Here is a 23,260-nt window from a genome sequence, read left to right as displayed (position 1 = left end):
GATGAATTACCTGCAACAACCGCAGCTTATTGAACAGCATAGTTTTGAAATCATCAGCGACATTATTGCCGCCGAGCACCCGGACTATCGTTTCAACGACGCTATTCAGGAGGCGATGATCAAGCGCGTTATTCACACCACGGCCGATTTCGAGTGGCTGGATATTCTGTGGTTCTCGCCTGATGTCATTGAACAACTTAGCAAAAGTTTGCAGCGCGGTTGCACGTTGTACACCGACACGACGATGGCGTTGTCCGGAATCAACAAAACTGTATTGGAGCAATTTGGATGCAGTTATCGCTGCTATATCAGCGACCCGCGCGTCGTGGCGCTTGCCAAAGAGCAGGGTGTGACCCGTTCGATGGCGGCGGTGGATGTCGCCTTGCAGGAAGAAGGTGAAAAGATTTTTGTTTTCGGTAACGCCCCCACTGCGCTATTCCGCCTGCTGGAAAAAGGGGCGAAACCTGCTGCCGTGATCGGTGTGCCGGTCGGGTTTGTCGGTGCCGAAGAATCTAAAGAAGCGTTAGTTGAAAGCGGCCTGCCAGCCATTGCGGCGCGCGGACGCAAAGGGGGCAGCAACGTTGCCGCCGCCATTGTTAACGCATTGCTTTACCGCCTGAAGGAGTCGGCGTGAGCGAGCCGCAAGCCGATTGCGTCTGGCATAAAGGCAAGGCGTATCGCAAAGGTTACACCACCGGATCGTGTGCCACCGCGGCGGCAAAAGTCGCGGCGTTGATGGTGCTGCGCCAGCACGTTATCGACCAGGTTTCGATCATTACGCCTTCCGGTGTCACGCTGCATCTCAATGTCGAAATGCCGATGATTGAAGGCCAGCAGGCAACCGCCGCGATTCGCAAAGACGGTGGCGATGACGTGGACGCCACCCACGGGATGCTGATTTTTGCCCGTGTGCAGCTTAATGACAGCGGCGCTATCACGCTGCGCGGCGGCATCGGCGTGGGCAAAGTGACGCGCAAAGGTATCGGTTTGCCTATTGGCGACTCGGCGATTAACCGCACGCCCCGTCAAACCATCGAAGCGGCGGTGCGTGAAGTGATCGGCGCGGAACGGGGCGCGGATATCGAAATCTTTGCCCCGGAAGGTGAAGAGCGGGCAAAGAAAACCTACAACCATCGGCTCGGTATTTTGGGCGGCATTTCGATTATCGGCACCACCGGCATTGTGATGCCGATGTCCGAAGAGAGTTGGAAGCGCTCGCTGGCGCTGGAGCTGGAAATGAAACGCGCCGCCGGGCTGGATAAAGTTATCCTGGTGCCTGGCAACCACGGTGAACGTTTTGTCCGCGAGCAACTCGATTTGGACAGTGAATGCGTGGTGACGATGAGCAACTTCGTCGGCTACATGATTCAGGAAGCGGTGCGTCTCGAATATCGCCACATCGTGTTGATTGGCCACCCCGGCAAACTGGTGAAAGTCGCAGCCGGGATTTTCCACACCCATAGCCATATTGCCGATGGGCGCATGGAAACGCTGGTCGCGCACCTGGCATTAATAGGCGCGCCGTTTTCGTTGCTGGAAGCCGTAAGCCAGTGCGACACCACTGAAGCGGCACTTGAAATCATCGCTGAGCAAGGCTGGATGGGCGTGTTTGAACGTCTGGCAACCCGAATTTGTGAGCGCGTGGAAGAGATGCTGCGCTTTACGCAATCGCCACCAAAATGCGACGCCATTATGTTCTCTTTTGATAACCAGGTGTTGGGCAGCAGCCGTCCGTTGGCAGAAATTGCTCAGGATTTTGCTGGAGAAAAGCGATGCTGACCGTCGTTGGAATTGGCCCAGGCGCTGCGCACATGCTGACGCTTCAGGCGCAAGCCGCAATTAACGACGCGCAGATTCTGGTCGGTGGCGCACGCCAACTGGCATTGTTTGCGCACGGTAACGCACAAACGCGGCTGTTGGATAGCGACCTCGACGGCTTAATCGGCTGGTTGCGCGAGCGCATCACTGAACGAGTGGTGGTATTGGCCTCGGGCGACCCGCTGATTTACGGCATCGGTAAACTTTTGGCGGCGAATTTCTCACCCGCAGAACTGCACATCATCCCCGGCATTAGCTCGATTCAATATCTGTGCGCCAAAGCGGCGGTAGATATGAATGACTTATGGATAACCAGCAGTCACGGGCGCGAGCCTGATTTTAATGCCATCGCGGCACATCAAAAAGTGGCGATGGTGACGGACCAAATCATCAATCCCTATGCCATCGCCCAGGCCTTGCTGACGCGTGGCCTTAATCCTGTTTTCATTATTGGCGAGAACTTATCGTCAGCAGATGAACGAATCCACCGCCTGCGAGCCGCTGATGTGGCGCACTCTTATGCGATGAACGTGGTGCTTATTCTCAATGAAAGATGATCTGTTTTTACGCGGCGCACGCGTGCCGATGACCAAAGAAGTAGTGCGCACTCAGGTGCTGGATCGTTTGCAGCTTCAGAATGCTCGACACTTTATCGACATCGGCGCAGGAACGGGCAGCGTTTCGCTTGAGGCGGCGATACGCTACCCACAACTGCGCGTCACGGCGATTGAACGTAACCCCGACGCGCTGGCCTTAATGGCAGAAAACCGCGAAATTTTTGCCTGCCCGAACGTGGACATTATCAGCGCGTACGCGCCAGTGGATCTGGATGTCATAGCTGACGCGGTGTTCATCGGCGGCAGCGGCGGGCAACTCACCGAACTTATCGACTGGTCGCTGGCGCATTTGCACCCCGGCGGACGGCTGGTGATGACCTTTATCCTGCTCGAAAATTTAACCTGCGCGCTAACTCACCTTGAACAGTGCGCAATTGGCGATTTCGATTGCCTGCAACTGCAAGTTTCCACGCTGGCAAAGCTTGGCAGCGGCCACTATTTCAAACCGAACAATCCCACTTATCTGATTTCGTGCCTGAAGGAACAACGCCATGACTGATTTATTTGATACCCGCAAAGTCTGGTTTGTGGGGGCAGGGCCGGGCGATAAAGAGCTTATCACCCTCAAAGGCTACCGCGTGCTGCAACAGGCACAAGTGGTTATCTACGCCGGATCGCTGATTAATCCTGAGCTGCTCGATTATTGCCAGGCGGGCACCGAATGCCATGACAGCGCCGCGCTCAACCTTGAGCAAATTATCGAACTGATGGAAAACGGCGTGAAAGCCGGGAAGCTGGTGGTGCGTCTGCAAACGGGCGATCTCTCCCTTTATGGCTCGATTCGTGAACAGGGCGAAATGCTCACCAGGCTCGGAATCGGCTACGTTTCAGTGCCGGGCGTCAGTGCCTTTTTGGGCGCTGCCGCGCAACTGGGGGTGGAATATACCGTCCCGGAAGTCTCACAAAGCCTGATTATCACGCGCATCGAAGGCCGCACGCCGATGCCGCCGCTCGAACAACTTGAATCTTTCGCCCGTCACCAGACTTCTATGGCGATTTTCCTCTCCGTGCAGCGCATTAACCGCGTGGCGGAACGGCTGATTGAAGGCGGTTATCCCGCCGATACGCCGGTTGCTGTGGTTTACAAAGCCACGTGGCCGGACTGCCAGGAATTACGCGGCACCCTGACTGACATCGCCGACAAAGTGCGCGAAGCGGGGATCCGCAAAACCGCGCTGATTATGGTCGGCGCGTTTCTTGGCGAGGAGTATCACTACTCAAAACTCTACGACGCAGGATTCAGCCATGAATACCGCAAAGCCTGAGTCGATTGCCCTATTTTGCCTGACGCCCGGCGGCGTGGCGCTGGCTCAGCGCCTGCAAACGGCGCTGCCGCTCACCTGTTTTACCAGTGAAAAACTGCTGCAACCGGGGTTTATCCCGTTTGGGGAAAGCTTTGCGCAAACGGTAGAACAGGCATTTAGCCAATATTCCGCGCTGGTTTTTATCGCCGCGACGGGGATCGTGGTGCGCGTGATTGCGCCATGGGTAAACGACAAATTACACGACCCAGCGGTGGTGGTGATGGACGAGCGCGGCGAGCACGTCATCAGCTTGCTTTCCGGGCATCTCGGTGGGGCGAACGAACTCACTCGTCAGCTAGCGGGCATTTTAGATGCCGACCCGGTGATCACCACCGCAACTGATGTTAACCAACTGGCGGCACTCGATACGCTGGCGGCAAATCTTGATGCCACTATGAAAGATTTCCGTCTCGCGGTGAAAACCGTTAATCAAATGCTGGTGAGCAAGCAGCGCGTTGGCCTTTGGTGGGATGCCAATTTTGCGAAGACTGCCGCGCTTTACGACACTCGCGGTTTTATCCCGGTCAATAGCCTTGATGCGCTGCCAGAGCTGGATGCGCTGGTGTGCGTCACGCTGCGCGCCGAACTGGCAGAGCTTAATATTCCGCTGTTTAAGCTGGTGCCAAAGCGCGTGATGGCGGGGATGGGTTGTCGCCGTGATACCCCGCCGCAAATCGTCAGCGAACTGTTAAATCAGCAACTGGCAGACAACCATTTTGACCCACTGGCCTTGTGCGCTATCGGCAGCGTCACCCTTAAACAGGATGAAACGGCGCTGCTAGCACTGGCGGAAAAGCATCAGGTTCCCTTCAAAATTTTTAGCGTTGACCAACTGAGCGAACACGAACAGCGCTTTCCGGTATCGGAATTCGTGCGCGACACCATTGGCGTTGGTAGCGTCTCACAACCGGCTGCGTGGCTGATGAGCGACGGCAAGCTGGTGGGTAGCACCCTGAAACAGCAGGGTGTCACCATAACTTTAGGAGTTTCAGACAGATGTTAACGGTAATCGGCATTGGCCCAGGAAGTTTTGCCATGATGACGCAGGAGGCGATTGCCGCCCTGCAAGAGGCCGAAATTGTCGTCGGCTATAAAACCTATACCCACCTGGTCAAGCCGTTAACGGGCGATAAGCAGGTCATCAAAACCGGAATGTGCAAAGAGATTGAACGCTGCCAGACCGCCATCGAACTGGCGCAGGCCGGGCACAAAGTGGCGCTCATTAGCAGCGGCGATGCAGGCATTTACGGCATGGCAGGCCTGGTGCTGGAGCTGGTGACTTCGCAACAACTCGACATCGAAGTGCGGCTGGTGGCGGGCATTACTGCCAGTATTGCCGCCGCTTCACTGCTCGGTGCGCCACTGATGCATGATTTCTGTCATATCAGCCTCAGTGATTTGCTGACGCCATGGCCGGTGATTGAAAAACGCATTATCGCTGCGGCCTCGGCCGATTTTGTTATCTGCTTCTACAACCCGCGTAGCCGTGGCCGCGAAGGCCATCTGGCACGCGCATTCGAATTGATGCGCGAATTTACCAGCCCGCAGACGCCGGTCGGTGTGGTGAAAGCCGCCGGGCGCAAGAAAGAGCAGAAATGGCTGACCACCTTTGGCGAGATGGACTTTGAGCCGGTCGATATGACCAGCCTGGTGATTGTCGGCAACAAGACCACTTTTGTGCGCGATGGATTAATGATCACGCCGCGAGGCTATGAGCTGTGAGTGAACTTCTCGCTCCCGTAGGTCGGATAAGCGAAGTGTCATCCGACACGATGTCCTCCGGAGCGATTCTGGTCTTCGGCGGCACCAGCGATGCGCGGTTTATCTGCCAGATCCTCGATGAACACCGCATTTCGTACACGCTTTCGGTGGCAACGGCGGTGGGGGAAGCACTGGCGGGAAAGATCGGCGGGCAGATTCGCGTCGGGCGTATTGATACCGATGGAATCGCAGACTGGCTGGTGAGCAATGCCGTGAACTGGGTGATTGATGCCTCGCATCCCTATGCGGAATTGCTTAGCCAAAATATTAGCCGCGCCTGCGAAGCCGTGGGTGTAACGCTCAGCCGCTACCAGCGCCGCAGCGAACTTCATGACCTGGAGCATCCGCTGCTGCACAAAGTGGCGAACCTGCAAGCCGCCTGCACCGTGGCGCAGAAATTTGGCCCACGCGTATTGCTGACCACCGGCAGCAAAGAGCTTGCAGCGTATCAGCAAGGTCTGCCGGGTAAAACGCTGCTGGCGCGCGTGCTGCCCACAAGTGAAGTGATGGCAGAATGCGAGGCGCTGGGGCTGGGAGTGGACAATATCATCGCGCTACGCGGCCCGTTTAGTGCCGAGTTCAACGCCGCCACCTATGACTTTTGCTCGCCAGATGTGGTGATAACCAAAGAGTCCGGGGCAGAAGGTGGCTATCTCGACAAGGTCAATCCCGCGCTGGCACGAGGCATTCCTTGCGTAGTGGTGACGCGCCCGCAACCGCTGGTGAGTGGCCCTGAATTACTTGAAAGCCGTGAAGATGTGAGCCGCCGCGTAACGCGCTGGCTGCAAGAGAGAAAATAATGAAAAAAGCCCTGTTAGTGATCAGTTTTGGCACCAGTTACCACGACACCTGTGCCAAAAATATTGTTGCCTGTGAAGAGGAACTCAGCCGCGCGTTTGCCGACCGTGACCGCTTCCGCGCTTTCACCTCCGGCATGATTATTCGCAAGTTGAAAAACCGCGATAACCTGGAAATTGACTCTCCGGCGCAGGCGTTACAGCGCCTCGCGGCAATGGGTTATCAGGACGTCGCCGTGCAATCTCTGCATGTGATTAATGGCGACGAGTACGAAAAAATCTCCCGCGAAGTGCAGGCCCACAGTCACTTGTTCCAGCGCCTGGCGTTAGGCACGGCGTTGCTAAGTGATTTCAACGATTACGACCTGTTGCTTAACGCGCTGCAAAGTCAGATGCCTGCGCTTGCAGCGGACGAACGCGTGGTGTTTATGGGCCACGGTGCCAGCCACCATGCGTTTTCTGCTTATGCCTGCCTCGATCATTTAATGGCGGCACGCCAGATTCCCGCGCGAGTGGGTGCAGTGGAAAGCTACCCGGAAATCGACCTTATCGTGCGCGGCTTGCAGCAAGAAAACGTGCGCAAAGTCCACCTGATGCCGCTGATGTTAGTCGCAGGCGATCACGCGATTAATGACATGGCGTCAGACGAAGAAGACTCCTGGAAGACGCAGTTGCAGGAAGCGGGTATTGAAGCGCAGCCGTGGTTGCAAGGTCTGGGAGAAAACCCACAAATTCGCGCGATGTTCGTCAACCATTTGCAGCGTGCGCTGGAAAAAACACCAGAGGTGGCGGCATGAGTGGCCGTTTATATGCCCTCGGTACTGGCCCTGGTGCCAGCGACCTGATCACCGTTCGTGCGGCGCGCATCATTGGCAAACTCGATGTGCTGTATGCCCCGGCAGGGCGCAAAGGCGGCGACAGCCTGGCGCTGTCCATCGTGCGTGAATACCTCAGTGAAACTACCGAAATACGCACCTGTCACTTCCCGATGAGCGCGGATAACGACGAAAAAGCGGTGGTGTGGGATGAAACCGCCGCCGCTCTGGTGCATGAAGTGGAGCAGGGCAAGCAGGTCGGGTTTATCACGCTCGGTGATTCCATGCTGTTCAGCACCTGGGTGTTTTTGCTGGCACGCATAGGTAACCCGGAATGGCTGGAAATCGTCCCCGGTGTGACCTCGTTTGCCGCGATTGCTTCGCGTGCGCAACTGCCGCTGGCGATGGAGCAGCAATCCCTGGCGGTGATGTCGTGCACCGCATCACATCAGGCGTTGAGCGAAGCATTACGCGCTCATGACTGCGTGGTGCTGATGAAAGTGTATGGCCGTTTTGCGCAAATCAAAGCGCTGCTGCAACACCTTGGAATTATCCAGCGTGCGGTGTTAATGGCGGAAGCGACACTGCCGGGCGAGCAATGCTGGCGGAATCTGGAAGAGGTGCCGGACGATCAAAAGCTGCCGTATTTCTCGACCATTTTGGTGAATAAGCAGTGGCGTGGATGAAAATTCTGGTGGATGACGCTAACGCTTATCCACCCTACAACACCGAACCCGTAGGTCGGATAAGCGCAGCGTCATCCGACATGAAGCCCGTAGGTCGGATAAGCACAAGCGTCATCCGACATGAATACGCAAAGGAACATCATGGAATCGTTACTTAAAAAACTGTCGCTAAGCGGCCTTGGCATGGGGATGCTATTGCTCATCGTGCCGCAAGAAGCGTACGCCATGCACATTATGGAAGGTTTCTTGCCGCCCATGTGGGCGCTGGCCTGGTGGATTTTGTTCCTGCCGTGCCTGTACGTCGGGCTGGTGCGTTTGCGCCAGATTGTGGCCCATGACAGCAACCAAAAGGTGTTGCTGGCACTCTGCGGCGCGTTTATTTTCGTGCTCTCGGCGCTGAAAATCCCCTCGGTCACCGGAAGCTGCTCGCACCCAACGGGCGTTGGCCTTGCGGTGATTTTATTTGGCCCAGGCGTAGTGGCGGTTTTGGGCGTGATTGTGCTGCTGTTCCAGGCGCTGTTGCTGGCTCACGGCGGCCTGACCACGCTTGGCGCAAACGGCATGTCGATGGCGGTTATCGGCCCGGTCGTCGGTTATCTGGTGTGGAAAATGGCGTGTAAAGCGGGCTTTCGCCGCGACGTAGCCGTGTTCTTGTGTGCGATGATTGCCGACTTAACCACCTACTTTGTGACCTCCATTCAGCTTGGTGTCGCATTCCCCGACCCGCACTTTGGCATCACCGGTTCCTCGTTGAAATTCATGGGCATCTTCTGCCTGACGCAAATCCCGATTGCCATTGCCGAAGGTTTGCTCACGGTCATGATTTACGACCAGTTGACCAAACGACAACTGCTTCCAGCCCGGAGCCAATAACATGAAAAAGACCCTGATTTTGCTCGCCCTGGTGGTGGGATTAATGATTGTGCCGTTTTTTGTTTCTCATGGCGGCGAATACGGTGGGTCAGACGACCAGGCCGAAGGCCAGATTTTAGTCGTCGCACCGCACTACAAACCCTGGTTTAAGCCGCTTTATGAACCGGCCAGTAGCGAAATAGAAAGCCTGCTGTTTACTCTGCAAGGTTCAATCGGTACGGCGGTGATTTTCTACATTCTGGGTTATTACCGGGGCCGCCGCGAAGACCATGCTGGGGATTGATAAACTCAGCTATCAAAGCCGCTGGTGCCGCGTCTCGCCGCTGCGTAAATTTGCGCTGTATCTGCTGATGATGGTGCTGGCGTTTGCGCTCCCGCCGGTCGGCCAGGCGGTTTTATTGCTGGTGATTGCCGCTTTTACCTGTTGGCTGCTGCGCGTCGGGCCAGTGCGTTATTTACGCTGGCTCGCGGTGCCGCTGGGCTTTTTGCTGTTCGGTGTGATGACGATTATTTTCAGCGCTTCACACCAGGCGCAGGCGCTTTTATGGAGCGTGCCGCTTGGCACCTTGCATATCGGCATTGATGCGCAAGGAATTGGGGTCGCAAACCAGACGTTCTGGCGCAGCCTTGCCGCGCTCGCCGCCACTTACTGGCTGGTGTTGAATCTGCCGTTTCCGCAATTGATCATCCTGCTGCAACGCTTACGGGTTCCGCGCCTGCTCACTGAGCAAATCCTGCTCACCTGGCGTTTTATTTTTATCCTGTTAGACGAAGCGCAGGCCATTCACCGTGCTCAGTCTTTGCGTTTCGGTTATCGTACCTTGCCCGGCGGATACCGATCGCTTGCCATGTTAATCAGCATGCTGTTTTCACGCGTGCTGCTGCGCTACCAGCAAATAATCACGACGCTGGATGTCAAACTTTACCAGGGTGATTTCCACCTGTGAGAACCGCACCGATGCTCGCAACCCATAATTTATCTTTTCACTATCAAGATGAACCCGTTCTGCACGACCTGACTTTCGACTTTGGCGCGTTCGCGGTGACGGGGATTGTGGGCGAAAACGGCTGCGGTAAATCCACCTTGTTTATGAACCTCAATGGCGTTTTGCGCCCGCAGCAGGGGGCGGTGTTGTGGCAGGGCAAACCTTTAAATTACAGTAAAACCGGGCTAATCGAGCATCGTCAGCGCGTCACTACTGTGTTTCAGGACCCGGAACAGCAAATCTTTTATACCGATGTCGACAGCGATATCGCATTTAGCCTGCGCAATCTGGGCGTCGATGAAAGTGAAATTTCCCGTCGCGTAGAGCGTGCCATTCAACTGGTTGACGCGCAGAATTTCCGCCACAAACCGATTCAATATTTAAGCCACGGGCAGAAGAAACGCGTGGCGATTGCCGGGGCGCTGGTGATGGAAGCTGACTACTTACTGCTCGACGAACCGACCGCCGGGCTTGATCCCTCAGGTCGCCAGCAGATGATCGAGATCATCGCCCGAATCGCCGCGCAGGGGAAACATGTGGTCATCTCAAGCCATGACATTGACCTGATTTATGAAGTCTGCGGCGGCGTGTACGTGATGAACGGCGGTAAAATTATCGCCCAGGGTGAGCCTGGCGTGGTGTTTAGCCAGGCTGAAATGTTACGCGAAGCCGGTTTAGTCCAGCCGTGGCTGGTCAAATTACACAGTGAACTCGGCTTCCCGCTGTGCAAGACAGAAACCCAATTATTCAACGCCTTACGCGTTGCAAAGGAAGCATGATGAGCCTCGCAATAATGGTGCAGGGTACCGCCTCGGACGTGGGAAAAAGTATGCTGGTGGCAGGTTTTTGCCGCATTTTCGCCCAGGATGGCCATCGTACGGCACCGTTTAAATCGCAAAATATGGCGCTCAATTCGGGCATCACTCCCGATGGTAAAGAGATGGGCAGGGCGCAGATATTCCAGGCCGAAGCAGCAGGCATCGCCCCTGATGTGCGCATGAATCCGGTATTGCTCAAGCCGACCAGCGATTGCAAAGCGCAGGTGGTATTGATGGGCAAAGTCGCCACCAACATGGACGCCGTGACCTATCACAACTACAAACCGCAGCTCAAATCGCAAATCCGCGAAGTTTATCAAAGCCTGGCGGCAGAGCACGACGTGATGGTGCTCGAAGGTGCGGGCAGCCCGGCGGAAATCAATTTACGCGACCGCGATATCGTCAACATGGGTATGGCAGAACTGGCGCAATGCCCGGTGATTCTGGTGGCAGATATCGATCGCGGCGGCGTGTTTGCGGCGATTTACGGCACCATCGCACTGCTGCTCGAACATGAAAAGTGGCGCGTCAAAGGTGTGATTATCAATAAATTTCGCGGCGATGTGGCGCTGCTTTATTCCGGCATTGAACAGATTGAAGCGCTAACTGGCGTGCCGGTTTTAGGCGTGATGCCGTGGCTGAATGTCGATCTCGAAGATGAAGACAGCTTGGTGCTGGAACGCGGCAAATATGACGCGGTGACGGAGAAAGATCTGGATATCGCGGTGCTACAACTGCCGTATATGTCGAACTTCACTGACTTTAACGCGCTGGCCGCACAGCCGGACGTGCGCCTGCGTTATGTAGCCAGGCCTGATGAACTGCTAAACAGCGATCTGGTGATTGTACCGGGCAGCAAAAACACGCTCGGCGATCTGCGCTGGCTGCGTGAAAACGGCCTCGAACAAGCCCTGCTCTCGCATCACCACAACAACGGCGCGGTGCTGGGGATTTGCGGCGGTTATCAGATGCTCGGGCAACACATTTACGACGCCGTGGAATCCGGGCTTGGCGAGATGGCAGGCATCGGGCTGCTCGATGTCGTCACGCGTTTTGCCAGTGAAAAAACCACCACTCGCGTTGCCGGGCAGGTTCAGGCCGATTTACCGGGCGTGTTTGCTGCCAGCGCAGGTTCGGCACTTCAGGGCTACGAAATCCATATGGGCGAAACACAGCGCGGCGAAAATACCGCACCCTTTGCCACCTTCACGGAGTGCAATACTCAGCCTTATCATAATCTTGATGGCGCAATCAGCGACGATGGACGCGTGCTGGGCACGTATCTGCATGGCGTGTTCGATAGCGGCGAGTTTACCCGCAGCCTGCTCGACAGCCTGCGCCTGCGCAAAGGGCTGAATGCCTGGCAAGGTGATGTCTTCGATTACCAACAGCATAAAGAAACCCAGTTTAATATTCTGGCCGATGCCATGCGGGAACATATTGATATCGAAAAGATTTACCAGATTATGCGCGAGCATCAGGAGCAAGCTGTATGAAACTCGTTACCGGCGGTGCACGCAGCGGAAAAAGCCGCCACGCGGAACAACTGGCGGCAAATTTTGCGCGTGTCCTGTACATCGCCACCTCGAAAATCTTCGACAGCGAAATGGAACAGCGCATCCAGCATCACCGCGACAGCCGCCCGGCGCACTGGCGCACCGTTGAACAATATCGCGATTTAAACAGCGTGATTAACGAGCATAACTCGGCGCAAGAAGCCGTGCTGCTGGAGTGCATTACCACGCTGATTACCAACGTGATGTATGACGCGGCGGGCGCAACACCCGAGGACGACTGGGATTTTGAAACGATGGAGCAGGTGGTGAATCAGCAGATCGACATTTTGCTCGCCGCCTGCGAAGCCAGCCCGGCAGAAGTGATTCTGGTGACGAACGAAGTCGGGATGGGGATTGTGCCGGAAAACCGCCTGGCGCGGCATTTCCGTGATATTGCCGGGCGCGTAAATCAACGTCTGGCGCAATGTGCCGATGAAGTCTGGCTGGTCGTTTCAGGGATTGGAGTGAAAATTAAATGATAGTTCGCCTGTTTTTCGCCACTTTGCAGTTTATGAGCCGCATTCCGGTGCGTGCGCGCTGGGCGGATGGTATCGAAACTCACCAATACGTGCGTGGCATTGTGACGTTCCCGTTTGTCGGCCTGCTGCTTGGTGCAATTGCTGGCGTCGTGTTTACGCTGTTGCAACCTTGGGCAGGTTTACCTTTGGCTGCAATGGGTTACGTGCTGGCGCTCGCATTATTGACTGGTGGTTTCCATCTTGATGGCCTTGCTGATACTTGCGATGGCATTTTCTCGGCACGAACTCGAGACCGCATGCTGGAAATCATGCGCGACAGCCGTCTTGGCACCCATGGCGGGCTGGCGCTGATCTTTGTAGTAGTGACCAAAGTGCTGGTGGTGAGCGAGCTGGCCCTACGCGATGGCAACATGCTGGCGGTGTTAGCGGCGGCTTCGGTTGCCGGGCGCAGTGCCTGTGTGCTGCTGATGTACAACCACAAGTATGCGCGTGAGAAAGGGCTAGGCAATCTGTTTATCGGCAAAGTGACGGGCACACAGGCGCTGCTGACGCTGGTTGGCGGTGCGGTGTTGTGCACGGTTCTGTTGCCGACTTCCGGGCTGCTGGCGCTGGCTATCACAATACTAGCGATGTATGGCCTCGGCCTGATGTTGAAGCGCACGCTCGGCGGGCAAACCGGCGACACGCTGGGTGCGGCGATTGAATTAGGCGAGCTGGTGTTTTTGTTGGCACTGCTGCGTTGATTTGTCGGATGACGCTGCGCTTATCCGACCTACAAAATGGTGGATAAGCGCAGCGTCATCCACCATTTTGTAAGGCTCTAAAGAGAATAAAATGCAAACACTAAACTCCCTTTTGGCAATGATTTCCCCGCTTGATAGCGATGCAATGGCTCGTGCACAACAGCACATTGATGGCCTGTTAAAGCCTTTCGGTAGCCTTGGGCGACTGGAGGCATTAGCAGTGCAACTGGCAGGAATGCCAGGCATGAAAAACGGCCTGAACACAAAACGCAAATCAATCTTCGTGATGTGCGCCGACCACGGCGTTTATGCTGAAGGCGTGGCGATTTCCCCGCAAATTGTGACCGCTATTCAGGCGATGAACATGACTCGCCATAACACAGGCGTATGCGTTTTAGGCGCGACCGTGGGTGCGGATATTCATGTGGTAGATGTCGGTATCGACAGCGATGCTCTGCCTGGTGTGCTGGATATGAAAGTGGCACGCGGCAGCGGCAACATCGCCCAAGGCCCGGCGATGAGTCGTGAGCAAGCCGAAGACTTGCTGCTGGCAACCATGCAATTGACCATGGCTAAGGCCGCAGAAGGCGTCACGCTGTTTGGCGTAGGGGAACTGGGTATGGCAAACACCACGCCTGCGGCGGCGATGGTTAGCGTGTTGACCGATAGCTCGCCTGATGATGTGGTTGGCATGGGCGCGAATTTCCCGAGTGACAAATTGCACCATAAAATCGCTGTGGTACGCCGGGCGATTGAAACGAATCAGCCAGATGCCGCGGACGGTATTGATGTGCTGGCGAAAGTGGGCGGTTTTGATCTCGTCGGCATGACCGGCGTGATGCTGGGTGCAGCAGCAGCAGGGCTTCCGGTGGTGCTTGATGGCTTCTTGTCGTATGCCTCAGCCCTCGCGGCATGCCAGATTGCACCGGGTGTGCGTGAATATCTGATTCCTTCGCATTTATCGGCTGAAAAAGGCGCGGTGATTGCGATGAGCAAGTTAGGGCTGGAGCCGTATTTGCAGATGGGCATGCGTTTAGGTGAAGGCAGCGGTGCGGCACTGGCGATGCATTTAGTGGATGCTGCGTGCGCGATGCATAACGAGATGGGGTCACTGGCAGACAGCAATATTGTGTTGCCGGGGTGAGTTCAAATTGATCGGGCTATTTTATTTGCTATTTTGAACCCGGGCAGTGCTCAAAATCCTCACGTACTACGTGTACGCTCCGGTTTTTCCGCGCTGTCCGAGTCCAAACTAGCTGCAACAATTACGCCCTGAGATCGGCGTTTGTCGATCACAACCTCTCGCCGTTCCTGGCGGCTCGACCCGGACTTCCGGTCAAAACGGAGGCGATTTATGCTGGACTCAAAGGTCAACGGCAAAAGCCGAAGCGGTTTTGACTTTGCCCCCGGTATAAATTGCCCCAGTGTTCACCATAAGTCAGGGTTGAGCTGCCGTCCGCCGTGAAAGAGAGCGATCGTCTGGAACGAATCGCGAACGACCCTGAACGTTGGGGAGAAGCTGGGGTTTACCGCGAAGCGGCGATTTAGAGGCCGGGAGCCGGGATTGCCAAGGGTGCTGCGGTTCAGTACACGGTAGCACCCTTGGCTCGTTCACCTTTCCGGTAATTACAGGGAACACTGAACGCTTAGTGAACGGAATAATTCCGATCCCATAAAGGCCAAATTGGATTAGCTTAGCTCACCTTAACCAGCGTCCGCCCCTGAACCGCATTATTCATAATGTCATCGGCAAATTTCGGTGCCTGCTCCAGACGAATCTCCGTCGTCGCCGTTTCATAGAAACTCTCCGGCAGCAATTCGGCCAGACGCTCCCACGCGGCAACTCGGCGCTCAATCGGCGCACTCACCGAATCCACACCTTGCAGGCGCACGTTACGCAGAATAAATGGCATCACGGTTGTTGGCAGCGAGAAACCACCCGCCAGACCACAGGCCGCGACACAACCGGAATAGTTCATCTGTGCCAGCAGTTTCGCCAGCACATTGCCGCCGACGGTATCGACTGCACCGGCCCACACTTGTTTTTCCAGCGGGCGAGTTTCAGCAAATTCACTGCGCGGCAGAATGCGGCTGGCACCCAACTGGCGCAGATAGTCGTGAGTGGATTCACGACCAGAAACTGCCACCACTTGATAACCCAACGCATGGAGCAGGGCGATGGCGGTGCTGCCCACGCCGCCGCTGGCGCCCGTGACCACCACTTCGCCACTTGCAGGGGTTACGCCTGCTTCTTCCAGTGCCATCACGCACAACATGGCGGTGAAGCCCGCTGTACCGACAATCATCGCTTTGCGTGCGGTTAAGCCCGCAGGCAGTGGCACCAGCCATTCGGATTTCACGCGTGCTTGTTCTGCCAGGCCGCCCCAATGATTTTCGCCCACGCCCCAGCCGGTCAGTACCACTTCCTGGCCCGCGCTAAAAGCAGAGTCGCTGCTCGCTGCCACGCGGCCTGCGAAATCAATGCCCGGCACCATCGGGAAGTTGCGGATGATTTTGCCTTTGCCGGTGATCGCCAGCGCATCTTTATAGTTCAGACTTGACCATTCAACGTTGACCAGCACATTTCCCAACTCTTCAGCCGGAACGGCAATTTGTTTTACTTCTGCCTGAGTCTGGCCTTCAACTTGTTCAAGTACGACTGCTTTCATGGTGAATCCTCATTCTATGAACCGGGTGTTCCGGTTGAGATGTATCTGATGCCCAACACGGTATACCCGTCGCGCCTGAGAATAAAGAACACAGACCCCATTACTTGCGTAAACGCCTGCTTTTTAGCAGGTTATAAGATTTTCCTATTTTAACTTTTCACCCTGCTCCTCGTATGTTTGAAACAAAAGTTTCTAACTGTTGTGACAAACGTTTCACATCAGCCTTTGAGGAGATAAGCATGCGTATTTTACGACTGACGACCGCAGTAGCCCTGGCACTGGTAAGTGCGCATGCGAGCGCGCTGGATAAGCTCAAATTGCAGCTCGACTGGATGCCAAACGGTGGCGATAAAGCGTTCGTTTTTGTGGGTGTTCAGGAAGGGTTTTACGCCGAAGAAGGACTGGATGTGACCATTCTGCCGGGGCGTGGCAGCAGCGACACGCTGACCAAAATCGCTTCGGGTGCGGCGGATATCGGTACTGGCGGGATTGCGTCATTAATGATGGCGCAGGCCGAAGGCGGTATTCCGGTGAAAGCCATTATGAGTATCTACTCGAAACAGCCTGATGCGATTTACTCCTGGCAGGGTAGCGGCGTGACTGACATGAAAAGCCTGAAAGGCAAAACGTTGGGTATCCCGACGTTCTCAGCCTCGAACGCGCTCTTGCCCATCATGCTGCAAAACAACGGCGTTGATCCTGACAGCGTAAAACAGATCAAAGCCGATCCTGGCACGCTGGTGCCGATGCTGGCGCAGGGGCGTGTTGACGGCGTGGTGGTGTGGTCAACCAACCGCCCGAGTATTGAAGCCACGCTGACCCAGGTCGGCAAAAAACCGCTGGAACTGGCGTGGACCGATTACGGCCTCGATGGTTATGGCCTGTCGTTTTTCGCTTCGGATAAGTTAATTAATGAGAAACCCGATGTGGTGGCGCGCTTCCTGCGGGCGGCGAAAAAGTCTATCGAGTTTAGCCTCGCGCACCCGGATAAAGCCGCTGCGGACCAAAAAGCCATGGTGCCAGAAGCAGACGTCGCGATGCTGGAAGCCGATTTCAATGTCACAAAACCGCTGATTAATAATGAAATCAGCCAGAAGGATGGGCTGGGGCAATTCGATCCGGTGCTGTTAAAACACACCTGGGAATGGGTCGCAAAATCAATGAAATATCCGCTTGATAAAGTGACCCCGGAAACGCTGGTTGACCGTCGATACCTCGCTAAGTAAGGGAATGCCATGCAGCCTGTTATAGAGTTGAGTGATGTTAATCAAACGTTTATATCCGCCGATGGCACCCAGGTTACCGCGCTTGATAAAGTGAATCTGACGCTGCGCCGCCATGAATTTGTCTCGTTTATTGGCCCGTCAGGCTGCGGGAAATCGACCATCTTGCGTTTGATTGCCGGGCTGCTCAAACCGAGCAGCGGCACGATTTCGGTGTATGGCAAACCTGTGACCGAACCGCGTGACGAAATGGGTTTTGTGTTCCAGAAACCGACGCTGCTGCCGTGGCTTAACGTGCTCGATAACATCACCTTTCCGATGAAGCACAAATATGGTCGCGTCGATGCCAAAGATATTGCGCGTGGGCATGAACTGCTGGAAATGACCGGCTTGACGCAGTTTGCAGGCAAACGCCCGGCGGAGCTGTCTGGCGGCATGCAACAACGCGTTTCCATTGCTCGTTCGCTGCTGCATGACCCGGATATTTTGCTGATGGATGAACCGTTTTCCGCTCTCGATTCCCTGACGCGCGATGAAATGAGCTTTGAATTAATGCGCATCTGGAACGAACGCCCGAAAACGGTGCTGTTCGTTACCCACTCGATTCAGGAGGCGCTGCTGCTTTCCGACCGAATTGTGGTGATGAGTGCGCGCCCCGGTCGGGTCAGTGAGATTATTGATGTGCCGCTGGAGCGCCCAAGAAATGAAGAGACGCTGAACCATCCGCTGTTCCACGAGTTAACGGCGCAGATCCGCCACAAAGTGTTTAGCCGTCGCAAGGAGCCTGTATGAGAGCGTTTCTGGAAAAGTACATCGCGCTGCTGGCGCTGGTGGTGGCGATTTTGATTTGGGAGGGCGCGTGTAAATTATTCGCCATTCCGGTGTTTATCCTGCCGTCGCCGTCGGCCATTTTTGCTTCAGTAAGCACGCTGGATGCCGGGCGTTGGTTGACGCATATTCTGGCGACGTTAAGCGTGGCATTAAGCGGTTTCCTGCTGGCGATTGTGATTGCGCTGCCGCTTGCCATTGCTATTGTCAGCTCTAAATTGCTCGCCCGCCTGGTGTTACCATGGCTGATTGTGATTCAGTCCACGCCGGTTGTGGCAATTGCGCCCATTATTGTCGTCACGCTCGGTTCCGGCATGTTGCCGCGGGTGGTGATCACCACGCTGATTTCCTTTTTCCCACTGGTGATTTCCACCGCCACCGGTATGACTTCAGTGCCTGCTGAATTGCTCGAACTCTCGAAAACCCTGCGTGCACCGCGTAACCGTGAATACTGGCAAATCCGTATGCCCTATGCTGTGCCATATATTTTCAGTGCGCTGAAAGTGGCGATTACGCTGTCGATCATCGGTGCGGTAGTCGCGGAGTTTGTCGCCGCCGATCAGGGGCTGGGTTATTTGATTTTGTTCAGCACCTCATCATTCAAAATCCCCCTGGCCTTCGCCAGTCTGTTCCTGCTGGTGGTGTGTAGTTTGACCCTTTATGGCCTGGTGAGCTGGTTGCAAAAACGCCTGTTCCCGTGGAGCCTTGATGCAAAATAAGGATGGAAAAATATGTCACTAAAACGTGGGCCTGGGCCGAACCAAGAACAAATTTTACGCCACCTGCGCCGCTCTAATGCCGTGGCGCAGCGAGCGATTGCCCTCGGGCATCATCCGTTTGGCGCGCTGTTAGTCGCGCCGGATAACGAAACTGTGCTGCTCGAGCAGTGCAACATCGACACTGTAAACCATGCGGAATCGACGCTTGCGCGAGTCGCCGCCACCAATTACACCGCCGAATATTTGTGGCAATGCACGCTGTATACCGCCGTCGAGCCATGTTGTATGTGCGCGGGAACCGCGTACTGGGCGAACATCGGGCGGGTGGTTTTCGGCATGTACGAAAGCCAATTGCTGGAGGCGACAGGCAGCCACGAAGAAAACCCGACGATGAGCGTGTCATCGAAATATGTTTTTGAGCATTGCCAGAAACCGGTGGAGTTGATCGGCCCGGTGCCGGAAATCATCGAAGAGACGAGGGCGATGCAGCAGGCGTTTTGGTCGACGCGGTAGGGGGGGCGGGTCGGGTAAGCGTTAGCGTCACCCGACATTAATTCGATATTAAAACGCTTAACCCTGCAATGGCAGCGTGGTTAAACAGGTCTGGCTGTCTTTATGTGTCGCAATCGGCGCGCTGGCCGTTTTGCCCTGATAGTTCACTTCAATTGTGCCTTCGATATCACGAGGTAGCCACACGCCGACAAACCCGTTGGCGTGGCTGGTCATGCTTTTCTGAACCAGGATTTTGCCGCTTTTATCCGTCACTTTTACCTCAAATGGTGTATTCGCCAACTCTCCACGACAGCCCGACAGGCTGTGGTTAAAGCACGGGTGGGTTTGCGTCAGATACGGTGCGAATGACAGATAAAACTTATCGCCCAACGGGTAGCTGAACTGCTGCGTGCCATCGGATAATTTCAACTCGGTGCTGGTGATACCTGCGTTATATGGCAGCGGACGCGCCTGAGTCGATCCGTCGATCGCTTCCACCATTTGCTCGGTGGTTTTTCCCGCTAAACCGTGTGCTGCGAGAAATTCTGCATCAGATTGAGCGGCGATTGCAGAGCCGCTGATGCTTAGTGCCAGCAATGCGAACAGTATATTTCGTTTCATCAATGATTCCTTTCTAAAGAGAGAGTTAAGCTACGGCAAACTCTAAACCTTCCTGTAAGGGGAGGGTCAAAAGGATATGCAAAACTTTACGTTTTATAGGGTTATTTGTAGTCAGTCTTTTTCATCATTGGAACCTTCCTTCCGCTTTTCAGATTTGCCCGTTGAGCATTCAATTCCGCTGTGACAGCTTCCTTCTTTTATAGTGTTTGACCTATATAGGTTTTAACCTATAATAAATAAGGAGTGACTGTGTGGGTGATTAAAACAACTGAAACTTTTGATGAGTGGTTGGTGGCACTAGAGGATGTTGACCGTGCAAATGTGCTGGCATCATTGATTATTTTGCGAGCAAGAGGACCTGGTCTCCCAAGGCCTTATGCAGATACTGTATACGGTTCGCGCCATCGAAATATGAAAGAATTGCGCATTCAGAGTAAAGGTCATCCCATCAGGGCATTTTTTGCTTTCGACCCAAAGCGTGAAGGGATTTTGCTTTGCGCGGGTAATAAAGTAGGTAACGAGAAACGGTTTTATGACGTGATGATTCCGCTTGCTGATGCTGAATTCACGCGGTATTTGAATGAACTAAACAAGAAGGAATGACTAACATGGGCAGAACGCTCGAGCAAATCCTGGCGGCTGAAAAACCTGAAGTTGTCGCTAAAGCCAAGGCAAAAGCAGCGGAAATCTTACTCGACATTCATCTTGCTGAATTACGTGAACGCTTGAGTAAAACCCAGACTGAAATCGCGCATTCACTCGGTGTTAAGCAGCCGACTATTGCGGGTATGGAAAGGCAGGGGCAAGACCTGAAATTATCGACGCTGAAACGCTATGTCGAGGCGACGGGAAGTAAGCTGCGTGTTGAAATTGAGTTACCGGATGGCAGCCATTACGGGTTTAAGGTTTAGCCCCTTCCGAAACTTGATAAGCGCTTTCTGAGGCATAAAGTTCCTCCAGCCAATAGGGTTACGCAGCCTGAATATCGCATCGGGAACACATATCTAATGATTATCTGCGGAGATTATTTATGACGTTACCCCGTAGCCCCACTTTTCTTCCTTTCCAGAACGACTGCCATCCAGCCGATATCATTGCGGCACTTCGCAAAAAAGGCACTTCACTGGCTGCTTTATCCCGTCAGTCAGGATTGAGTTCATCAACGCATTGCAAATGCGCTTTCCCGCCCCTGGGCAAAAGGGGAAATGCTAATCAGCAAAGCGATTGGTGTTCCTGCTGAGGATATCTGGCCGAGTCGTTACTTTGACCCAAATACACGCAAACCGATTACCAGACCAATGCGTATGCGCCCAAAAAAAATCGCGGAAAGTAAAAGTGGCGAGAGGTGTGGTAATCATTCATGGACATGAAGCGGTTTTGAAACCCATTTAACTTCTTTGCTGCTCCGAAACCAGAACCAGATTGTCTGGCTGGGTATAAGAAACAATAAAGCCCGCGCTGGGGATTCCCGTGCGGGCTTTCCTATTGGATTCTGCTGGTTTTTAGGAGCCTTTTTGTGCCAGGAGCGGACCTGTTCAAATAGCCCAGAGCAATAGCATCCAGTAGGTCTGGGCCAACCTGATTTGTTGTCATTGTCATACCGCACGAATTACTCATTCATAACTCTTTAACTGACAAAAAGGATGCTATATGCTTTTATCTAGTACACTAGATAATAAAGCAACAGAGTATCTAAAAAATGAAATCTAAAGCAAATATGGAAATCGGGAAGCAGCTCTCATTTGCCCTCTACGGAGCCGCAAACCGCATGAACAGACTCCATAAACCATTTCTCGATCCGCTGGGCCTGACGTTTCCCCAGTATCTGGTGATGCTTGAACTGTTCTGTGGCACACCGCGGGCAGTGGGTGAATTAGGGAACAAACTCGATATGGATACGGGAACCATTACGCCTCTGCTGAAGCGTCTGGAAGCTGCCGGTAGGGTAAAGCGCACGCGTGACCCTTCTGATGAACGTCGGGTACTTATTACCCTGACTGAAGCCGGAGATGCCCTGCGGGAGCCACTATGGAGTATCACCGACAAAATTAAAACTGCCTGTCGGCTCAGCGAAGAAGGACTGTCTCAGCTACGCGACACACTGAATGATCTGTCTCATCCCGCATCGGAATAAGCGGTATCCCATACCCTCTATAAGCGAGGTAATTATTATGAAGATTGGCATCATTGGTGCAGGAAACATCGGCGCAACCCTGGCCCGAAAACTCTCCGCTAACGGCCATGAGATAAAGCTCGCCAACTCCCGTGGACCGGACAGTATCCGTGACCTGGCTCGTGAAGTCTGCGCAACCGCCGTCACACGGGAAGAGGCGGTAAAAGATATTGACGCGATTATTCTTGCCCTTCCTTTTGAAGGGCATCGCACTCTGAAAGTTCTGCTCAGTCAGGTGCCGGACAGCGTCGTGCTTATCGACACCTCTAACTATTATCCCTTCCGGGATAACACCATTACCGAAGTTGAAAATGGCAAACCGGAGTCGGTATGGGCGAGTGAGCAAACCGGCCGGCCACTAATTAAAGCCTGGAATGCTGCATTAGCCGCCACGCTTTCGGAAAAAGGTCTTCCGCCTGGTACGCCTGGACGCATTGCACTGCCTGTGGCCGGAGATAATACCCTGGCAAAAACCATTGTGCTCAAGCTGGTCAGCGAAACCGGTTTTGATGCACTGGATGCAGGTCCCCTAAATGAGTCATGGCGCCAGCAGCCCGGTACGCCTGCATACTGTACTGAACTGGATATGGATAAAGTCAGAGAAGCACTTTTAGCAGCAGATGCGACTCGCGCCCCAAAAAACCGAGATGAGTTGTTAAAGATATTTATGGCACCCGGTGCAACTTTTACGCATGAAGAAATTATTGCGCGTAACCGTACCGAAACCGCATAACGTAATCAGCCTCAGATTTTATGGGTAAACAATGACAGGCCGCGCGCAATGTATGTCGTTGCTAAGCTGACACATATTTCCATTTTAGAGATGCGGTGATTTAACTATGAAACCGCTCATTGTCTTTGGCTCCGGATCTTTTGCAGCCAAAGGCAAGCCCGCAGGTGCAGATAGCCGGATCGCTATCCCTGTGGCCGGTGATAATAAGGAGCATCGTGAACTGATTATGAAACTGGTCAGTGATACAGGCTTTGATGCCTATGATGCCGGTGTTCTGGCAGAATCGTGGCGTCAACAGCCGGGCTCTCCGGTTTATTGCACAGATCTGCATTATGATGAAATACCCGACGCGCTGGCATCGGCTGAAGCATCCCGTCTGGCCGCAAGAAGGGATCTTGCAGCCGCCGTATTTCAGGAACGGGCCGGTGACAGCAGGACAAATCCGGATGCTGATTTTGGTGTGAAAGTATCTCGTATAATCTTTATGTAAGCGCTTAAAGATAGTTTATGGGTACTAAAGCCTGATGGATATCAGGCCTTAACGCTTAA

Annotated in this window: 29 protein-coding genes and 1 pseudogene; 28 read left to right on the top strand and 2 right to left on the bottom strand. The window is 54.3% G+C overall.

Annotated elements, in window-relative coordinates:
- The first annotated feature begins 1 nt into the window (after window position 1).
- The 18 genes from AC0IWZ_RS13060 (at window position 2) to cobT (ending at window position 14,397) form a co-directional block, all read left to right on the top strand.
- On the top strand, window positions 2-634 hold the full coding sequence (locus tag AC0IWZ_RS13060; protein WP_034496506.1) for a cobalt-precorrin-8 methylmutase: 633 nt from the start codon (window positions 2-4) through the stop codon (window positions 632-634).
- Entirely contained in the window at window positions 631-1,779 is a 1,149-nt protein-coding gene (gene cbiD / locus AC0IWZ_RS13055; RefSeq protein WP_471677119.1) for a cobalt-precorrin-5B (C(1))-methyltransferase CbiD, read from the top strand. Before AC0IWZ_RS13060 ends, cbiD begins: the two co-directional genes overlap by 4 nt.
- Complete coding sequence (locus AC0IWZ_RS13050; RefSeq protein WP_471677120.1) at window positions 1,773-2,375, top strand: cobalt-precorrin-7 (C(5))-methyltransferase; 603 nt, start codon at window positions 1,773-1,775, stop codon at window positions 2,373-2,375. The genes cbiD and AC0IWZ_RS13050 overlap by 7 nt, the downstream gene beginning before the upstream one ends.
- Window positions 2,365-2,934, top strand: coding sequence for a decarboxylating cobalt-precorrin-6B (C(15))-methyltransferase (locus AC0IWZ_RS13045; RefSeq protein WP_471677121.1), 570 nt, complete (start codon window positions 2,365-2,367; stop codon window positions 2,932-2,934). The genes AC0IWZ_RS13050 and AC0IWZ_RS13045 overlap by 11 nt, the downstream gene beginning before the upstream one ends.
- Window positions 2,927-3,700, top strand: coding sequence for a cobalt-precorrin-4 methyltransferase (locus AC0IWZ_RS13040; protein ID WP_410374125.1), 774 nt, complete (start codon window positions 2,927-2,929; stop codon window positions 3,698-3,700). The genes AC0IWZ_RS13045 and AC0IWZ_RS13040 overlap by 8 nt, the downstream gene beginning before the upstream one ends.
- Window positions 3,681-4,742: a cobalt-precorrin 5A hydrolase gene (gene cbiG, locus AC0IWZ_RS13035; RefSeq protein ID WP_471677122.1), complete on the top strand. Its 1,062-nt coding sequence runs from the start codon at window positions 3,681-3,683 to the stop codon at window positions 4,740-4,742. The genes AC0IWZ_RS13040 and cbiG overlap by 20 nt, the downstream gene beginning before the upstream one ends.
- A complete protein-coding gene (locus AC0IWZ_RS13030) occupies window positions 4,736-5,461 on the top strand; it encodes a precorrin-3B C(17)-methyltransferase (RefSeq protein WP_471677123.1) in 726 nt (241 codons plus the stop codon). The genes cbiG and AC0IWZ_RS13030 overlap by 7 nt, the downstream gene beginning before the upstream one ends.
- A gap of 50 nt (window positions 5,462-5,511) precedes the next feature.
- Window positions 5,512-6,300, top strand: coding sequence for a cobalt-precorrin-6A reductase (locus tag AC0IWZ_RS13025; protein WP_471679046.1), 789 nt, complete (start codon window positions 5,512-5,514; stop codon window positions 6,298-6,300).
- A complete protein-coding gene (gene cbiK, locus AC0IWZ_RS13020; protein WP_034496489.1) occupies window positions 6,300-7,094 on the top strand; it encodes a sirohydrochlorin cobaltochelatase in 795 nt (264 codons plus the stop codon). Before AC0IWZ_RS13025 ends, cbiK begins: the two co-directional genes overlap by 1 nt.
- Window positions 7,091-7,798: a cobalt-factor II C(20)-methyltransferase gene (locus AC0IWZ_RS13015; protein WP_471677124.1), complete on the top strand. Its 708-nt coding sequence runs from the start codon at window positions 7,091-7,093 to the stop codon at window positions 7,796-7,798. The genes cbiK and AC0IWZ_RS13015 overlap by 4 nt, the downstream gene beginning before the upstream one ends.
- A gap of 141 nt (window positions 7,799-7,939) precedes the next feature.
- Window positions 7,940-8,671, top strand: a complete 732-nt coding sequence (cbiM, locus tag AC0IWZ_RS13010; RefSeq protein WP_471677125.1) for a cobalt ECF transporter S component CbiM — start codon at window positions 7,940-7,942, stop codon at window positions 8,669-8,671.
- A gap of 1 nt (window position 8,672) precedes the next feature.
- A complete protein-coding gene (locus tag AC0IWZ_RS13005; protein WP_034496484.1) occupies window positions 8,673-8,954 on the top strand; it encodes an energy-coupling factor ABC transporter substrate-binding protein in 282 nt (93 codons plus the stop codon).
- Window positions 8,941-9,618, top strand: a complete 678-nt coding sequence (locus AC0IWZ_RS13000; protein ID WP_471677126.1) for an energy-coupling factor ABC transporter transmembrane protein — start codon at window positions 8,941-8,943, stop codon at window positions 9,616-9,618. The genes AC0IWZ_RS13005 and AC0IWZ_RS13000 overlap by 14 nt, the downstream gene beginning before the upstream one ends.
- Window positions 9,619-9,629: 11 nt before the next feature.
- Window positions 9,630-10,436, top strand: a complete 807-nt coding sequence (locus AC0IWZ_RS12995; RefSeq protein ID WP_471679047.1) for an ATP-binding cassette domain-containing protein — start codon at window positions 9,630-9,632, stop codon at window positions 10,434-10,436.
- The gene (locus tag AC0IWZ_RS12990; protein ID WP_471677127.1) at window positions 10,436-11,971 is read left to right on the top strand and encodes a cobyric acid synthase; all 1,536 of its coding nucleotides are present in this window, start codon (window positions 10,436-10,438) and stop codon (window positions 11,969-11,971) included. Before AC0IWZ_RS12995 ends, AC0IWZ_RS12990 begins: the two co-directional genes overlap by 1 nt.
- Window positions 11,968-12,510, top strand: coding sequence for a bifunctional adenosylcobinamide kinase/adenosylcobinamide-phosphate guanylyltransferase (gene cobU / locus AC0IWZ_RS12985; RefSeq protein WP_471677128.1), 543 nt, complete (start codon window positions 11,968-11,970; stop codon window positions 12,508-12,510). The genes AC0IWZ_RS12990 and cobU overlap by 4 nt, the downstream gene beginning before the upstream one ends.
- Window positions 12,510-13,253, top strand: a complete 744-nt coding sequence (gene cobS / locus AC0IWZ_RS12980; protein ID WP_471679048.1) for an adenosylcobinamide-GDP ribazoletransferase — start codon at window positions 12,510-12,512, stop codon at window positions 13,251-13,253. Before cobU ends, cobS begins: the two co-directional genes overlap by 1 nt.
- A gap of 91 nt (window positions 13,254-13,344) precedes the next feature.
- Window positions 13,345-14,397 (top strand): nicotinate-nucleotide--dimethylbenzimidazole phosphoribosyltransferase, encoded by a 1,053-nt coding sequence (gene cobT, locus AC0IWZ_RS12975; protein ID WP_471677129.1) that lies wholly within the window; start codon window positions 13,345-13,347, stop codon window positions 14,395-14,397.
- Between the two features lie 550 nt (window positions 14,398-14,947).
- On the opposite strand, the gene acuI is transcribed toward cobT, so the two are convergent.
- On the bottom strand, window positions 14,948-15,922 hold the full coding sequence (gene acuI, locus AC0IWZ_RS12970; RefSeq protein WP_471677130.1) for an acrylyl-CoA reductase (NADPH): 975 nt from the start codon (window positions 15,920-15,922) through the stop codon (window positions 14,948-14,950).
- A gap of 239 nt (window positions 15,923-16,161) precedes the next feature.
- On the opposite strand from acuI, the gene AC0IWZ_RS12965 reads away from it, so the two are divergent.
- The 4 genes from AC0IWZ_RS12965 to AC0IWZ_RS12950 are packed head-to-tail and all read left to right on the top strand — an operon-like array spanning window position 16,162 to window position 19,205.
- Window positions 16,162-17,148 carry an ABC transporter substrate-binding protein gene (locus AC0IWZ_RS12965; RefSeq protein WP_471677131.1) on the top strand — a complete coding sequence of 329 codons (987 nt, stop codon included), beginning with the start codon at window positions 16,162-16,164 and terminating at the stop codon, window positions 17,146-17,148.
- A gap of 9 nt (window positions 17,149-17,157) precedes the next feature.
- Window positions 17,158-17,937: an ABC transporter ATP-binding protein gene (locus tag AC0IWZ_RS12960; protein ID WP_034496468.1), complete on the top strand. Its 780-nt coding sequence runs from the start codon at window positions 17,158-17,160 to the stop codon at window positions 17,935-17,937.
- Window positions 17,934-18,692 (top strand): ABC transporter permease, encoded by a 759-nt coding sequence (locus tag AC0IWZ_RS12955; protein ID WP_172893763.1) that lies wholly within the window; start codon window positions 17,934-17,936, stop codon window positions 18,690-18,692. Before AC0IWZ_RS12960 ends, AC0IWZ_RS12955 begins: the two co-directional genes overlap by 4 nt.
- Before the next feature lie 12 nt (window positions 18,693-18,704).
- On the top strand, window positions 18,705-19,205 hold the full coding sequence (locus AC0IWZ_RS12950) for a nucleoside deaminase (RefSeq protein WP_034496464.1): 501 nt from the start codon (window positions 18,705-18,707) through the stop codon (window positions 19,203-19,205).
- 57 nt (window positions 19,206-19,262) lie between these two features.
- Here the strand turns inward: AC0IWZ_RS12950 and cueP are convergent, their stop codons facing one another.
- Window positions 19,263-19,805, bottom strand: a complete 543-nt coding sequence (cueP, locus tag AC0IWZ_RS12945; protein ID WP_034496463.1) for a copper-binding periplasmic metallochaperone CueP — start codon at window positions 19,803-19,805, stop codon at window positions 19,263-19,265.
- 249 nt (window positions 19,806-20,054) lie between these two features.
- Here cueP and AC0IWZ_RS12940 point away from each other — a divergent pair, with 249 nt between their 5' ends.
- From AC0IWZ_RS12940 to AC0IWZ_RS12915, 6 genes and pseudogenes are all read left to right on the top strand, one after another.
- Window positions 20,055-20,408 carry a type II toxin-antitoxin system RelE/ParE family toxin gene (locus AC0IWZ_RS12940; protein WP_034496462.1) on the top strand — a complete coding sequence of 118 codons (354 nt, stop codon included), beginning with the start codon at window positions 20,055-20,057 and terminating at the stop codon, window positions 20,406-20,408.
- Window positions 20,409-20,413: 5 nt separating this feature from the next.
- Window positions 20,414-20,716 (top strand): helix-turn-helix domain-containing protein, encoded by a 303-nt coding sequence (locus tag AC0IWZ_RS12935; protein WP_034496461.1) that lies wholly within the window; start codon window positions 20,414-20,416, stop codon window positions 20,714-20,716.
- A gap of 119 nt (window positions 20,717-20,835) precedes the next feature.
- A pseudogene (locus AC0IWZ_RS12930) lies at window positions 20,836-21,175 on the top strand (helix-turn-helix domain-containing protein).
- Between the two features lie 329 nt (window positions 21,176-21,504).
- Window positions 21,505-21,939: a MarR family winged helix-turn-helix transcriptional regulator gene (locus tag AC0IWZ_RS12925; RefSeq protein WP_410373137.1), complete on the top strand. Its 435-nt coding sequence runs from the start codon at window positions 21,505-21,507 to the stop codon at window positions 21,937-21,939.
- Window positions 21,911-22,711 carry an NADPH-dependent F420 reductase gene (locus tag AC0IWZ_RS12920; RefSeq protein WP_471677132.1) on the top strand — a complete coding sequence of 267 codons (801 nt, stop codon included), beginning with the start codon at window positions 21,911-21,913 and terminating at the stop codon, window positions 22,709-22,711. Before AC0IWZ_RS12925 ends, AC0IWZ_RS12920 begins: the two co-directional genes overlap by 29 nt.
- A 106-nt stretch (window positions 22,712-22,817) precedes the next feature.
- Complete coding sequence (locus AC0IWZ_RS12915; protein ID WP_410373135.1) at window positions 22,818-23,201, top strand: NAD(P)-binding domain-containing protein; 384 nt, start codon at window positions 22,818-22,820, stop codon at window positions 23,199-23,201.
- The last annotated feature ends 59 nt before the right edge of the window (window positions 23,202-23,260 follow it).

The sequence above is a fragment of the Buttiauxella sp. AC142 genome, from assembly GCF_979253435.1.
The sequence above is the reverse complement of the archived record's forward strand: the minus strand, read 5'-3'. Positions and strand labels throughout refer to the sequence as shown.

Coding starts and splice junctions, on each gene's coding strand:
- AC0IWZ_RS12950 (WP_034496464.1), top strand. CDS start 18,705: ATGTCACTAAAACGTGGGCCTGGGCCGAACCAAGAACAAATTTTACGC.
- AC0IWZ_RS13050 (WP_471677120.1), top strand. CDS start 1,773: ATGCTGACCGTCGTTGGAATTGGCCCAGGCGCTGCGCACATGCTGACG.
- AC0IWZ_RS12965 (WP_471677131.1), top strand. CDS start 16,162: ATGCGTATTTTACGACTGACGACCGCAGTAGCCCTGGCACTGGTAAGT.
- acuI (WP_471677130.1), bottom strand. CDS start 15,922: ATGAAAGCAGTCGTACTTGAACAAGTTGAAGGCCAGACTCAGGCAGAA.
- AC0IWZ_RS12995 (WP_471679047.1), top strand. CDS start 9,630: ATGCTCGCAACCCATAATTTATCTTTTCACTATCAAGATGAACCCGTT.
- AC0IWZ_RS12920 (WP_471677132.1), top strand. CDS start 21,911: ATGATCTGTCTCATCCCGCATCGGAATAAGCGGTATCCCATACCCTCT.
- AC0IWZ_RS13040 (WP_410374125.1), top strand. CDS start 2,927: ATGACTGATTTATTTGATACCCGCAAAGTCTGGTTTGTGGGGGCAGGG.
- AC0IWZ_RS13015 (WP_471677124.1), top strand. CDS start 7,091: ATGAGTGGCCGTTTATATGCCCTCGGTACTGGCCCTGGTGCCAGCGAC.
- AC0IWZ_RS13025 (WP_471679046.1), top strand. CDS start 5,512: ATGTCCTCCGGAGCGATTCTGGTCTTCGGCGGCACCAGCGATGCGCGG.
- AC0IWZ_RS13060 (WP_034496506.1), top strand. CDS start 2: ATGAATTACCTGCAACAACCGCAGCTTATTGAACAGCATAGTTTTGAA.
- cbiK (WP_034496489.1), top strand. CDS start 6,300: ATGAAAAAAGCCCTGTTAGTGATCAGTTTTGGCACCAGTTACCACGAC.
- AC0IWZ_RS12955 (WP_172893763.1), top strand. CDS start 17,934: ATGAGAGCGTTTCTGGAAAAGTACATCGCGCTGCTGGCGCTGGTGGTG.
- cobU (WP_471677128.1), top strand. CDS start 11,968: ATGAAACTCGTTACCGGCGGTGCACGCAGCGGAAAAAGCCGCCACGCG.
- AC0IWZ_RS13030 (WP_471677123.1), top strand. CDS start 4,736: ATGTTAACGGTAATCGGCATTGGCCCAGGAAGTTTTGCCATGATGACG.
- AC0IWZ_RS12960 (WP_034496468.1), top strand. CDS start 17,158: ATGCAGCCTGTTATAGAGTTGAGTGATGTTAATCAAACGTTTATATCC.
- AC0IWZ_RS12990 (WP_471677127.1), top strand. CDS start 10,436: ATGAGCCTCGCAATAATGGTGCAGGGTACCGCCTCGGACGTGGGAAAA.
- AC0IWZ_RS12915 (WP_410373135.1), top strand. CDS start 22,818: ATGAAACCGCTCATTGTCTTTGGCTCCGGATCTTTTGCAGCCAAAGGC.
- AC0IWZ_RS12935 (WP_034496461.1), top strand. CDS start 20,414: ATGGGCAGAACGCTCGAGCAAATCCTGGCGGCTGAAAAACCTGAAGTT.
- cbiM (WP_471677125.1), top strand. CDS start 7,940: ATGGAATCGTTACTTAAAAAACTGTCGCTAAGCGGCCTTGGCATGGGG.
- AC0IWZ_RS13000 (WP_471677126.1), top strand. CDS start 8,941: ATGCTGGGGATTGATAAACTCAGCTATCAAAGCCGCTGGTGCCGCGTC.
- AC0IWZ_RS13045 (WP_471677121.1), top strand. CDS start 2,365: ATGAAAGATGATCTGTTTTTACGCGGCGCACGCGTGCCGATGACCAAA.
- cobT (WP_471677129.1), top strand. CDS start 13,345: ATGCAAACACTAAACTCCCTTTTGGCAATGATTTCCCCGCTTGATAGC.
- cueP (WP_034496463.1), bottom strand. CDS start 19,805: ATGAAACGAAATATACTGTTCGCATTGCTGGCACTAAGCATCAGCGGC.
- AC0IWZ_RS13005 (WP_034496484.1), top strand. CDS start 8,673: ATGAAAAAGACCCTGATTTTGCTCGCCCTGGTGGTGGGATTAATGATT.
- cbiG (WP_471677122.1), top strand. CDS start 3,681: ATGAATACCGCAAAGCCTGAGTCGATTGCCCTATTTTGCCTGACGCCC.
- AC0IWZ_RS12925 (WP_410373137.1), top strand. CDS start 21,505: ATGAAATCTAAAGCAAATATGGAAATCGGGAAGCAGCTCTCATTTGCC.